Below are 13,137 nucleotides of genomic sequence, written 5' to 3'. Positions count from 1 at the left end.
CGAGAAAAGTGCTTGAGCAACCTCACTTCATTGCAGCGACTTTGATTGAAAATAGTTCAAGCACTTTGAAAAAGGCAAGGTTACTGCTTTAATAATTCGGCTAACTTTTCAATTAAAATCATATGGTCTATCGGTTTTGAAAGATAATCATTCATGCCTGTAGCTAAGCATTTTTGTTCATCACCTTCCATAACACCAGCAGTAATGGCAATTATATGGGTTGATTGATGCTGTTCGCCTGCTTCGCCCTGTCTGATGAGCTTAGTGGCTGTTAAACCGTCCATTACAGGCATTTGGCAATCCATTAGAATGACAGCATATAAATTGTCTGCAGACGTTTCTTTTAATTTATCAATCGCCAGCTGACCATTGCCAACAATATCATGTTCAATAGAGAATTTATTCAAAATGCTGTTCATCACTCGTTGGTTAATGCGATTATCCTCAACAACGAGCACTTTGAAATCATCAGGAAATGATAGTTTTTCGATATCTGTTTCAGGGGAGATTTCTCCACTCGTGGTCAGTTCGTTAACGACTGTTTCGATAGGTATAGATACTTTAAAGCACGAACCTTTGGCTAATTCACTCTCAACGGTTAATGTGCCGCCCATTAACTCGACCAGCTGTTTTGTAATACTTAATCCTAAACCAGTACCGCCAAAATTACGTGTGGAAGATGAGTCTGCTTGGGTAAATTGATCACAAAGATAGGACAATTTTTCCGTTTCTAACCCGATACCAGTGTCTTTAACACTTATTGCAAGCATGGCGGTTTGAGTCTCGTCGATGCTCACGTTAACTGCAATTGAGACCCCTCCATGTAAAGTAAATTTAAGTGCGTTACTCACTAAGTTATATAAGATTTGCCTTAATTTAGTTTCATCGGTTTTTATGATATTAAAAGCGACATCAGTGCAATTTATCATTAAAGTAAGGTTTTTATTTTTAGCCTCCACACTCATTAAATGGGCAACGCTAGTCACTAAATTAACGACATCGAATGCGGCTAATTCTAGTGTCATGTTCTTTGCTTCTAATTTTGAAAAGTCGAGAATGCCATTAATAATATGCAATAAATTTTGTGCGCTTAAGGAAGCCGTTGCTATTTGAGACTTCTGTTCAGCGGTCAAGTTTTCAGGTTCTATTAAGGTTAACATGCCAATAATACCATTCATTGGAGTACGAATTTCATGACTCATGGTGGCTAAAAAGTTACTTTTTATCTCACTTGCTTCAATCGCTTTTTTAGTTTCAAGGCTTAATTTTTCAGTACGTTCTTCAACGGCTAAAATTAATTTAACTCGACTTTTTAGGAGAAAAATAATCAGTATTAAGATGGAAATAACGACTAAGCATAGTGTTAATAATTGGGTGTTTTTAATCGTTTGAATATTATTTTCTGCGGCTTTTTTTATTGGGTCAAGCATGATGTTAACCACTAAAACGCCACGTAAATCATTTATCTGCCAATCAGTTTTAGGTGAATCTGGGTAGGTGTTATGGCAATTTACACAAGCAGCAACCATACGTTCAGCTACAGCATATTTAAATAATCCGTCATCACTGACTTCCGAAAAATCTTCGCGCGAACTGTTTTTTAATGCCTCCCACGCTCTGTTCTCAAAAGCCGTTAATGACCTATTCCGCCAAGGAAATGGGTATGGACTGACTAAATCAACTTTTACCCCTAAGTCTTTAACATTAATGTTTTGGCCTAACTCTAAGCTAGCACTGGCAGGTAAAGGAATGGTATTGGGCTTTCCGTGGTATTCATGGCTAACTTTTATACCATATGCTTGAACTTTTTGAACAACATCTACTGTATAGGCTTTTCGAAACTCACGAATGATTGAAGCGATAATTTTTGCGTTTTGTGACGCTGACTGTAAAACAGTATTGTTGATCGATTGTTCAAAACCTTTTAAGGATAAGTTGATCAAAACACTTAAAATAGCGAAGGCAGTGATAATGCTAACTAGCTGAATTTTGTTTGTTTTTAAGCGATATTTGTTCATGGTAAGATAAAGATTCCTGAGGAATTAATAAACGCTATCACGTGGGAATAATTAGGATTAATCACTCCATTTTAAAAAGTTGCTGACATCTTATTGTTCGATAATAACTATAGTTAACAATACACTTAACGCGAATATTATTAAGGTATTAACGAGAGTCATCGCTAAAAAAATCAACTGACTGAGTTTACATTGGATTTTTATTATCAACTTATTAAAGCGTTCTACTCTAACGGCATCTGAGCCTGCTACTAGTAGTCTAAACAAATATGCGATCTGCTATCTTTGCGCACATAATCGATATTTGGTTATTAAAGGTAGTTAATATCCCATAATTTCATGATATTAGAAACAAAACAAAACAAAACAAAACAAAGAGAATTTTGTACGAACAGCAAAAGACAGTGGCTTTAGCGCTTGTTGTCTTGAATAGAGCCTCCTGAGTTCATGATTCAAAGGGGCATAAATAACCTGAACTTTGGATAAGCGAATTTGCCCAATAACGCTATTTAAGCGCCTATCAGCGTTATTTTTACTCCCAATAACCAGTTATTGGTTTGTAAAAATATCTTAATAGACACTTAAATTTCGTCACTGGAACTTTAAGTTAATTTGTTCACCTAACTTCAATAAGTTACAAAACTCTTATCCAAACCTCAGGTTAAATAAAAAAGTCAGTCTGTTTTTATTCCTATCTCTACTTTACATATCACTCATCATTATTGGTGATTTACTTATCTATGCCTGTTAGTTATACACTACGGGATATTACCAAGAAGAACTTTATGGAAAAGCATGCCGAGATTTAATCGAGAGAGTAATAATGCCATTTTATTAGCAGGTATATTAGCGCTAGTGGTCGGCGTTGGGGTTGCTCGTTTTGTTTTTACTTCACTTTTGCCTGCAATGTTGGAAGACTCAATCAGCATAGCTTTTGCTGGAGTACTTGCATCAATAAACTATCTCGGCTATTTATCCGGATCTATTTTTTCTATTTTTATTAAAGATATACATACCAAAGTGAAATATTTCAGGATCGGGTTATTGCTTTGTGTGATTTCGTCTTTTGTTTTAGGTATTACTGAAAATAGCATTCTGTGGATATTTGCAAGACTATTTGCAGGCTTTGGTGCTGCAATGGCACTTGTTGTAGGATCCGCGGTGGTGATGCTAAAACTTCAGTCGACCAATAAAACTAAAGCAATGGGTATACATTTTAGCGGCTTAGGTTTTTCAATAGTCATTACTGATCTTGTAATGCGCGCTGTATTTTATTATGGCGGAGACTGGAAAGATGCATGGCTTATCTTAGCGATAATAGGGGCTTTTTTATCCTGTTATCCAGCTTACATTTTACGATTTGATAAACAACCAACCGATGAAGTGGTTAAACACAATTTTGATAAATCACTCTTTTCCCCAATGGTTATCATGCTAATTTTGGCCTACTTTACCGAAGGCGTTGGCATGGTGGTACAAGCAACATTCCTGCCTGATATAGTAAATTCGTTAGATGGATTAGATGGCTATGGCGGTTACGTGTGGCTAGCGGTAGGTATTGCCGGAATTCCGTCTTGTATAATCTGGATGCGTTTAGCACATCGCTTTGGCAGTATTAATATTATGATAGTCGCTATGCTCTTGCAGATTGTCGGTATTTTAATCCCTACTTTTTCTAGTAATATTGTTATGAATCTTATCAGTGGACTGCTTTTCGGCGCGACATTTATAGGTTTAGTGGCTTTGTTTATGAATTTTGGCGGTCAGCTTTCAAAGAAAAATCCAGTATTTATCATGGGGGCAATCACATCGGCCTACGGTATAGGGCAAATTATCGCCCCCTTATATTGTGTGGCATTGATCAAACAATTTAATACTTATAATCAGGCCTTATATCTAACCGCTATTATCGTTGCGTGTGGCGTGTTGATGCTAACGTATGCCAAAGTTAATTTTAAAGACGCAAAACAAAATATGCAGTAGCTTTAATGCTACTCTGCGTTATTATACCAAGTTGATTAAGTTCTTTCCCACTCAGCGAGAATTAAAAGGCTTAGAGACAAGGCATTGATTGATGAGAATGGTTATTCAGGAGAATATGCTCCTGCATTCTCTAAGAAGCTACATCCATGTAGCGTCCTTCTCAAAATCAATAACGATGTGTATAAGCCTTTTAAACTGGCCCTTGGGAGCTTACTCGATGCCCATTAACTTCGTTAAATTAATTTGATTTAGAGTGACTAAACCGAAATGAATTTTCCTTGTTATTGAGCATCGAGTATAGCTCTGAGTTGGGAAGAAATTCAATCAAATTGGTATTACGTTGTGAACCTGACCGTGATAGCGTTTAAATTGCATCAAAAATGTCACAAAAAAAAAGCCAACTTACTAAGTGTAAGCTGGCTTTTCATTGATAAATTACACTGACTTAATTCGCGTCATAATTATCAAACTTATTGAATTTGATAATTGAAGTAAGCTCCTCACCATAAAGGCTGCCTTTTTCAGAGTAACGATCTAATTTAGTTACCAGAATAAAAGGGTCGTTTGTTTCCATTCTCGTTTTCCTAAACTCAGCGAACGCGCTGCTACGTCCTAATGTGCGATAATAATCGTATATAGCAGCCTCAATAGAGTCGTATTTTTTTACCCAAATGGTTTTATCACCACGTTTCTTCAGTGCAGCAACTCTAGGTTCATCTTCGTCAAAAGACCAAACACCAAATATATTATTAGCCACGCTGAAAAAGCGGGAAGTAGCCCAAGAACTTTCCATGGCCGCTTGTGCGATGGCAATACTTTTAGGATGAGGTTTAAGCGCCATAAGTAGCTCGGCATCAGAAGTCGCTTTATATTCATCTTTTAACTTGTCAATATCAGCATTACTTTCACCTGCATCAAGGGTAGCTTTAACGGTTTCATATCGGGTCATTAACTGAGCGTAAACCGTGTTAACGGCAGGAACAATTAACGCTTTAAATCGGGCTTTTTTCTCTTGTACTGTCATTTTAGGAAGTTCAACTTCCTTTTGAGTGACTGTGTAGATAACTGAAGCAATAATAATAAGTAAAACAATCGCTACAATGATTTTGATTTTATTTGAAAGGTGTTGCACTAATATATTTCCGAAGTGTTTGTTGATTTACGGTGTTGAGGATAAATTGTAGGGGTTATCAGCGGTAAAACAAAGTTATATCTATCAGGGGATCGGACAATTCGATGGCTATCATCATTACTACATCATTCATTATTGCAGGTATGTGATTGGCGAAAGTGAATTTTACTAGGACATAAGCCTCAAAGCGTAAGATTCATTTTCGCCTGAACAGTTAGCCATAGACATGAGTAAAGCTATCAACGCCTGCTTGCGCGCAGCCTAAATCTTGCTCTGGTGAGCCTGAACTAACGCCAATACCACCCACAACATCGCCATTGAAAGTTATAGGCAAACCACCGCCAACAATACACATACGCCCACCTAAAGCGGTATGAATACCGAATAAGTTATTTTTATGGCCTGGAATACAGGCTTTATTAAATTCATGAGTCCCTTTACGCGCCGATGCGGCAGTAAAGGCTTTATCTTGCGAAATGGTAATACTGTGAACTTTGCCTCCGTCCATACGTTCAAAGGCAATTAAATTACCTGATTCATCGACAACGGCAATACACATGGGCACGCCAAGGGTATTGGCTTTGTTCACCGCCCCGTCAATTATCGTTTTTGCTTCCGTTTGGTTTAGTCTATTTATGGTCAACATAGTTTCTACTCTTTAATTTTAAAACGGGTACAGCACCATGAGGGTTGACTAAGCTCTCGGCTGTTAAATTTTGCATGGCTGATTATTTAACTGGCTTCTTTGAGCGGTTGTTGGTTTTTAACATATCCAAGTTCAATGGAGATTGATTTACCTGCTTTGACTAAGTCTTTAATCCATTCATCTTTACGTCGCGCAATCGGGGCGGATACCGATAATCCGGCGACAACTTCACCGTATCTGTCATATAACAATACGCCAATACAACCTACGCCGATCTCGGCTTCTTCGTTATCATAGGCAAAGCCTTGTTCGACACAGCGCATACATTCACGCTCTAAGCTTTCGATCTCTGAAAATGTTTTACGGGTATAGGTTGGCAAGTTTGTGCGATGCGCATAACCCACAATACCTTCATGGCCTTCCATGCCCAGCATCATCTTACCCACGCCAGTGACATGCAGCGGCGCACGGCTGCCAATAATTTGCTGAACATGCATCATTCTATTGGGAATGGCTTTTTCTACGTAAATAACCACATCGCCTTCACGCGCAGTAAGGTTAATGGTTTCACCAAATTTATCACGCAGCTTTTCCATGTAGGGAATGGCCACTTTACGAAAATCAACGTTTTGATATTGGTAATTACTTAGCCTAATCAGTCGGCCACTTAACTGGTACTTACCTGAATTGTCGCGGTCAACAAAATGATTATCGATAAGCGAATGTAATATACGAAAAGCCGTAGAGGGCGCCAAAGTAGTATCTGCACTAAGCGCTTTTAATGTTACCGGCATGGTATAGCGTGATATCGCATCGAGTAACATCGCTGCTCTATCGATCACTTGAATTTTAGATTCTGGTTTTTCTCTTTTCATAAAATCTCTACTCAATGGCTTAGTCGCGGAATACGTTTCTTGACTCTTGTGTCAACTTTGTTCTTTCAATATAGAACTAAACACCACAGAACACCATCACTAAATTGACATTCAATGATTTCATATTGTGAAACTTACCGGTTCCTATTGTCTTTGTGGAAATAATTGCGAATAAATTCAGCTTGTTATGTTTTTCACTTGGTGAAAAAGAACCTTTATCTCACATAGTGAAATCCAACTAGATTGCTCTGTGATGTTGTTCTCCCTAGAGTGATTTTAACGTTTACGTGGCGTGATAACGCACAAAACCAGTGCAATTTAGTGCCAATCTAATGATGCACCTTAGCTAGCAAAAGGTTAGCAAAGATTAATTTAAGAAGAAGAGGAACATATGAGCAGTTCAACCAAACCGACCATGATCATTCCAAGTTACGAAGATGTACTCGTTGCCCATGAACGTATTAAACCCTTTATTCATGAAACACCGGTATTAACCTCACGTTTCCTGAATGAATTAACCGGGGCCGAGTTGTTTTTTAAATGTGAAAACTTGCAAAAGGCAGCGGCTTTTAAAGTACGCGGTGCCTGTAATGCTGTTTTTGGTTTAACCGATGCAGAAGCAAAAATTGGTGTTGCCACACATTCATCAGGCAATCATGCCTTATCACTCTCTTACGCTGCAGGACGACGTGGAATTCCCGTTACCGTAGTCATGCCACGTACAGCGCCACAAGCGAAGAAAGATGCGGTAATTGGTTATGGCGGCATTATTGTCGAATGTGAACCTTCTACCAGTTCTCGTGAAGCGGTATTTGCTGATGTTGTTGCCGCATCAGGTGCTGACTTCGTTCATCCATACAACGACCCACGTGTAATTGCAGGGCAAGCAACATGTTCAAAAGAGTTGGTTAGTCAGGTGCAAGGTTTAGATATCGTGGTTGCGCCAATTGGTGGTGGCGGCATGATTTCAGGTACTTGCCTGACCTTATCAACCATTGCCCCAGAGATAAAAGTTTATGCCGCTGAGCCACTTAATGCTGACGATGCAGCACGTTCTTTCAAAGCCGGTTATATCATTGCTGATGATGCACCGGATACGGTTGCGGATGGCCTGAAAGTTCCTTTAAAAGACTTAACTTGGCATTTTGTTAAAAACCATGTCACCGATATTTTAACGGCAACGGAAGACGAAATTGTTGCGGCAATGAAGCTTATTTGGATCCGCATGAAAATCGTTGTGGAGCCAAGCAGTGCGGTAACACTGGCCATTATTTTGAAAAATCCTGAGGTGTTTAAAGGCAAACGTATCGGCGTCATTTTGACGGGCGGAAATGTCGATTTAGACAAACTGCCGTGGATGACTAAATAAGCCGACAAGCAGAGTAACAAATAAAATTAAGTCTACAGCAAAAAATATAACTAAAATTTTGGAGAATAAAATGACAAAAGTAAACGATTTAGAAGTAGGTTATGACGTTCCAGCACTTGTGGGTATGGACGAAGCTGATATTCAAACACCTTGTTTGATAGTCGATTTAGACGCGTTAGAGCGTAACATTATTAAAATGGGTGGCTACGCGAAAGAGATGGGCGTTCGCCATCGTGTGCATGGAAAAATGCATAAATCGGTAGATATCGCGCTTTTACAAGAAAAGTTGGGTGATAGCTGTGGCGTATGTTGTCAAAAAGTATCTGAAGCAGAAGTCTTTGCTCGCGGTGGTATTAAAGACGTTTTAGTGTCAAACCAAGTACGTGATCCAGCAAAACTTGATCGTTTAGCACGCCTACCTAAGTTGGGTGCTCGTACTATTGTGTGTGTTGATGATTTGGAAAACGTTGCTGAATTAGCGGCAGCGGTTAATAAGCATGATACGCAAATTGAATGTTTAGTTGAAATTGACTGTGGCGCAGGTCGTTGTGGTGTAAGCGAAGGTCAACCTGTTGTTGATATCGCTAAAGCGATTGCAGCTACACCGGGACTAACTTTCTCAGGCATTCAAGCATATCAAGGCGCTATGCAGCATTTAGAAAGTTTCCAAGAGCGTAAAGAAAAAATCGACATTGCAATTGGCATGGTTGCTCGCACGGTTGACATGCTGAAAGCGGAAGGACTTGAGTGTGACATCGTTGGCGGTGGTGGTACGGGTTCATACTACTTTGAAGGTAACTCAGGTGTTTTCAATGAATTACAGTGTGGTTCTTACGCCTTTATGGATGCGGATTACCAACGTATTCATGATGAAAATGGCAAGAGAATATCAGAATTCGAAAACTCATTATTCATCTTAACGTCTGTTATGAGCCATACCAAAGCTGACAAAGCTATCTGTGATGCGGGTCTTAAGGCGCAATCAGTAGATAGTGGTTTGCCGTACATCTTTGGTCGTGACGATGTTGAATACATCAAGTGTTCTGATGAACATGGTGTTATTTCAGACGCTAACGGCGCATTAAAAATTAATGAAAAACTTAAACTAGTGCCCGGTCATTGTGATCCAACATGTAACGTACATGATTACTATGTTGGTGTACGTAATGGCAAGGTTGAAACCTTATGGCCAGTGTCTGCACGTGGTAAAGCTTTTTAATAGCAGCTTTATTGTAACCCTTCACCTTCGGCAGTCGTCGAGGGTTTAGCAAATTTATTGGCTGTACCACTTTCCTAGGATAATAATTATGAGTAATTCACAAAGCAGTTCAGCAACAATCTCGTTACCAGAAAAAAAGGGCGTATCCGTTGTTTCTGAAGAAATTTGCCAAGAAGTCATTGGTCGTGCAGATGCCTTTACCGCGGTAGAAAGCGTATTTTCCGCCATGGCTAAAAATACCGCATACAACTTCCCGGTAATTCGTGAAGATATTGGTCATGCGGGTGCACTTTATGGTTTTAAATCAGGTTTTGACCGTGACGGCATGGTGTTAGGTTTAAAATCTGGCGGTTACTGGCCAGATAACATGGCACAAGGATTAACTAACCATCAGTCTACTGTTATTTTATTTGATCCCGATACCGGTAAGCTAAAATCACTGGTTGGTGGCAACTATTTAACCGCGGTACGTACTGCTGCTTCCTCTGCTGTTTCTATCGCGCATTTAGCGCGTAAAGATGCAAAAGTATTAGGTATGGTCGGTGCAGGTCACCAGTCTACTTTCCAATTACGTGCTGCAGTTGAGCAACGTGATTTTGAAAAAGTGGTCGCGTGGAACTTCCACCCTGACATGCTTCCTAACCTGGCAGCGGTAGCTAAAGAATTAGGTTTGCCATTTGAGTCAGTCACTCGCGAAGAGTTAGGTGCTCAAGCGGATGTAATTATTACCATTACCTCTGCTTTTGAATCGTTAATAGAAAAAGATTGGATCAAGCCTGGCACTCACATCGCTTGTATGGGGACTGATACCAAAGGTAAACAAGAAGTTGATGCCGATTTATTAGCGACTGCTACAGTATTTACCGATGAGATTGCTCAGTCTATTACCATAGGTGAAGCGCAACACGCTGTTGCTGCTGGTTTGATCAAAGCGTCTGATATCACGCCAATTGGTGATGTAATTAACGGTACTAAACCGGGACGAACTTCTGATGAAGAAATTACCTTGTTTGATGGTACTGGTGTGGGTTTACAAGATTTAGCGGTTGCTTCGGTTGCGGCACAATTGGCTGAAGCTAAAGGTCTAGCTACTTACTTCAGTTTATAAGGCTGAGCGTTAGGGCATTTATCATAGGCGCTAATTAAAAATTAATAACTCCTAATGGCTGTTTATTCATTTAAACAGCCATTTTTTTGTTTGTAAAAAATAACGCAGGTAAATGGTATTTATGCTGTTAACTCAGTGTTGTTCACGTTAAATTGGTCAATCAATCAATAACGATAAACTTTCAAATATTATGCGTTTTATACTTACCTTTTCATTGTTGCTATTATCACTCACGATTAATGCGGAAGAAATCAAGCCTTTTACCTCTGATGGCTGTAGTTCCTTCCCCGACGGGACCTTTACGCAGCAAGAATTATGGTTAAATTGCTGTACTGCCCATGACTATGCTTATTGGCAAGGAGGCACCTATGATGAACGACTTATCGCTGATAAAGCGCTTCAACAATGTGTGGCTAAAGTCGGGCAGCCGGAAATAGCCGCGCTAATGCTTGCAGGTGTTCGTGTTGGCGGAACCCCCTTATTCCCTACAACATTTCGGTGGGGTTATGGTTGGTCCTATCCTCGTTGGTATCAAACATTAACAGCAGAAGAAAAAAACCAAATTGAGTCGCAATAGCTGATAGCAAAGGAACTGTTTAGACATGACCAAGACCATAGGGAATAGGGTAGTAAACTAGTAATGATAATTTTATTAAATAGTTACCTTGTTCACCTTGCAGCGTATTTTACGGGGTTATAGTCTTTTAATATGTATTTGTTAGACAGTGGGAGAATAATCAAATGCTAGTACTTAGAGAAGCGAGCTTAGATGACCTTGCAAATATTGCCGAATTACATGCACAAAGCTGGCGTGATAATTACCATTCAGTACTTTCTGCTGATTATCTGCATGATAAGGTTTTTGCTGAAAGAGCAGCCGTGTGGACAATGCGATTAACAACACCACCGAGTAATCAATTGGTGTTAGTTGCTGAAATCGATAGCACCTTTTGCGGATTTATTTGTGTATTGGGTGCTAATCACCCTAAGTTTGGCACTATCATTGATAATCTTCATGTAAAGCTTGGTAGTAAAGGCCAGGGTACGGGGTCTTGTTTATTAGCGGCCGCAGCATCATGGTCTATTGAAAACTATAGTGACCATGAATTATACCTCGAGGTTTTAGCGTGCAATAGCAATGCGATAGGATTTTATGAGGCTAAAGGGGGTAAAAATATTAAGACTGCTTATTGGCATACTCCTTGTGATAACAAGGTAAAAGAGTTTCTTTATAGCTGGGGTTCACCAGAAAACTTAATGAAGGGTTTAGCTAAGAATAGTGTGGAGAAGGTGTCATGAAAGAATCGATAGATGAAGTGAAAAATGAGCTGAAAGCTAAGTTATTGTATTGGAATAACCTTAAAAGTAGAAAAATAAAAGCGGGAGTTATCCTTTTATTTATTGGGGTCATTGCACTAAAAATATTCACTACGGTATTAACTTTTGATTGGGTTAGTGGCTTATTTAAGTAAAAATCACAATAGCTACCCATTTAAAGGGGTTGGTCATAGCAAAATAGACCAAGTTAGGCTAAGTTTAGTATCAATGTATTAACCACTTAAGAACCTTTGATATGCTAACTCGATTTATTATATTTTACTTCTTGCTAGCGTCATATGCAGCTTTAGCTGAACCAACTAAAAAGTTGGTTATCTATCATGATGCCGATTACTCATTAAATCAGTTATCGGCTAACGCGATGAAAATGGGATTGCTTACCGCATTTGATGAAATAGACAATGAAATACAAGGCTTTAGTTTAGAAGTGAAAGAGAAAAATCATCGAGGTAATATTAAACGTAGTTTGCTAAGCATGAAAGATTTCCTTAACGATGAAAAAGCATTATTTATCTTGGGTGGCTTGCACTCTCCTCCGTACATAAAAAATCGTACCTTTATCAATGAAAATAAAATTCCACTCTTAGTGCCTTGGGCTGCAGGCGGGCCGATAACACGTTATCCAAGCCCAGATAACTGGGTATTTCGCTTATCTGTTGATGATACCAAAGCAGGTATTCGCATCAGTGAATTTGCACTTGATAAACTCTCCTGTAAAAACCCTCATTTGTTATTAGAAGATACCCCTTGGGGCAAATCTAATCAAAGCACTATGTCGTCTTATTTAAAAGAGAAAGTACCTTTTGGTGTAAGCTTATTCGGTTGGAACATTAAAGAAAATTCAGCGCGTATAATGATCAGAAATATAGTTTCAAACGATTATGACTGTGTCTTTCTAGTGGGTAACTTTAATGAAACTCATCAATTTGTCAATGCGATGGCGGCGATGGAAAAAGAGCAAAGAATTCCTATCATCAGTCACTGGGGAGCCACGGGAGGTGATGTCGATATGATATTTAATAAACAAGTTAAAGAAGCCGTATCTTTTCACTTTATTCAGAGTTGTTATTCTCTTGCTTCGTCAAAGCAATCTTCATTTCAACGTTCAGTCATGGCAAGGGCAAAAAAGCTATTTCCAGAAGAGTTTAGCTCTCCAGAAACAGTTAAAGCGCCAGCAGGCTTTATACATGCCTACGATCTTGGTCGACTGGCTATTTCGGCATTACAACAAATAGAATTAACTGGAAATATGAAACAGGACCGTTCTTTATTCAAACAGGCCTTGGAGTCATTGCAACAACCCGTTCAAGGACTTATTAAAGAATATAACAAGCCGTTTTCTAAGTGGAATGAACAACAACAAGATGCGCACGAAGCGTTAAGGCTTGAAAACTTCTGTATGGCAACTTTTGGTGAGCATAATGAAATTAACGTAACGGCTAATTAAGC

General features: G+C 39.1%; 12 protein-coding genes. 8 read left to right on the top strand and 4 right to left on the bottom strand.

What is annotated here, in order from left to right; all coding sequences use genetic code 11:
• Positions 1–80 precede the first annotated feature (80 nt).
• On the bottom strand, positions 81–2,018 hold the full coding sequence (locus tag CXF71_RS02215; RefSeq protein WP_101231363.1) for an ATP-binding protein: 1,938 nt from the start codon (positions 2,016–2,018) through the stop codon (positions 81–83).
• A gap of 795 nt (positions 2,019–2,813) precedes the next feature.
• Here CXF71_RS02215 and CXF71_RS02210 point away from each other — a divergent pair.
• Positions 2,814–4,001 carry a YbfB/YjiJ family MFS transporter gene (locus CXF71_RS02210; protein ID WP_101231362.1) on the top strand — a complete coding sequence of 396 codons (1,188 nt, stop codon included), beginning with the start codon at positions 2,814–2,816 and terminating at the stop codon, positions 3,999–4,001.
• 445 nt (positions 4,002–4,446) lie between these two features.
• On the opposite strand, the gene CXF71_RS02205 is transcribed toward CXF71_RS02210, so the two are convergent.
• The 3 genes from CXF71_RS02205 to CXF71_RS02195 form a co-directional block, all read right to left on the bottom strand.
• Complete coding sequence (locus CXF71_RS02205; protein ID WP_198559808.1) at positions 4,447–5,133, bottom strand: glucosaminidase domain-containing protein; 687 nt, start codon at positions 5,131–5,133, stop codon at positions 4,447–4,449.
• Between the two features lie 214 nt (positions 5,134–5,347).
• Positions 5,348–5,779: a GlcG/HbpS family heme-binding protein gene (locus tag CXF71_RS02200; RefSeq protein ID WP_101231361.1), complete on the bottom strand. Its 432-nt coding sequence runs from the start codon at positions 5,777–5,779 to the stop codon at positions 5,348–5,350.
• An 86-nt stretch (positions 5,780–5,865) separates the two neighbouring features.
• On the bottom strand, positions 5,866–6,654 hold the full coding sequence (locus tag CXF71_RS02195; RefSeq protein WP_101231360.1) for an IclR family transcriptional regulator: 789 nt from the start codon (positions 6,652–6,654) through the stop codon (positions 5,866–5,868).
• 391 nt (positions 6,655–7,045) lie between these two features.
• Here CXF71_RS02195 and bhcB point away from each other — a divergent pair, with 391 nt between their 5' ends.
• The 7 genes from bhcB to CXF71_RS02165 all read left to right on the top strand — a co-directional run bounded on the left by bhcB (position 7,046) and on the right by CXF71_RS02165 (position 13,135).
• Positions 7,046–8,023, top strand: coding sequence for a beta-hydroxyaspartate dehydratase BhcB (gene bhcB, locus CXF71_RS02190; protein WP_101231359.1), 978 nt, complete (start codon positions 7,046–7,048; stop codon positions 8,021–8,023).
• 70 nt (positions 8,024–8,093) lie between these two features.
• Positions 8,094–9,242: a 3-hydroxy-D-aspartate aldolase BhcC gene (gene bhcC / locus CXF71_RS02185; RefSeq protein ID WP_101231358.1), complete on the top strand. Its 1,149-nt coding sequence runs from the start codon at positions 8,094–8,096 to the stop codon at positions 9,240–9,242.
• An 88-nt stretch (positions 9,243–9,330) separates the two neighbouring features.
• Positions 9,331–10,350 (top strand): iminosuccinate reductase BhcD, encoded by a 1,020-nt coding sequence (gene bhcD / locus CXF71_RS02180; protein WP_101231357.1) that lies wholly within the window; start codon positions 9,331–9,333, stop codon positions 10,348–10,350.
• 190 nt (positions 10,351–10,540) lie between these two features.
• A complete protein-coding gene (locus tag CXF71_RS02175; protein WP_101231356.1) occupies positions 10,541–10,927 on the top strand; it encodes a hypothetical protein in 387 nt (128 codons plus the stop codon).
• Between the two features lie 164 nt (positions 10,928–11,091).
• Positions 11,092–11,649 carry a GNAT family N-acetyltransferase gene (locus CXF71_RS02170; protein WP_101231355.1) on the top strand — a complete coding sequence of 186 codons (558 nt, stop codon included), beginning with the start codon at positions 11,092–11,094 and terminating at the stop codon, positions 11,647–11,649.
• Entirely contained in the window at positions 11,646–11,822 is a 177-nt protein-coding gene (locus CXF71_RS21480) for a hypothetical protein (RefSeq protein ID WP_198559807.1), read from the top strand. Before CXF71_RS02170 ends, CXF71_RS21480 begins: the two co-directional genes overlap by 4 nt.
• Positions 11,823–11,923: 101 nt before the next feature.
• The gene (locus tag CXF71_RS02165; RefSeq protein ID WP_101231354.1) at positions 11,924–13,135 is read left to right on the top strand and encodes an ABC transporter substrate-binding protein; all 1,212 of its coding nucleotides are present in this window, start codon (positions 11,924–11,926) and stop codon (positions 13,133–13,135) included.
• Positions 13,136–13,137: the final 2 nt, after the last annotated feature.

The organism is Colwellia sp. 12G3, from assembly GCF_002836775.1.
In the GTDB taxonomy this organism is placed as follows: Bacteria; Pseudomonadota; Gammaproteobacteria; order Enterobacterales; family Alteromonadaceae; genus Colwellia.
Note: the sequence above shows the minus strand (reverse complement) of the source record. Positions and strands in the feature narration are given on the sequence as shown.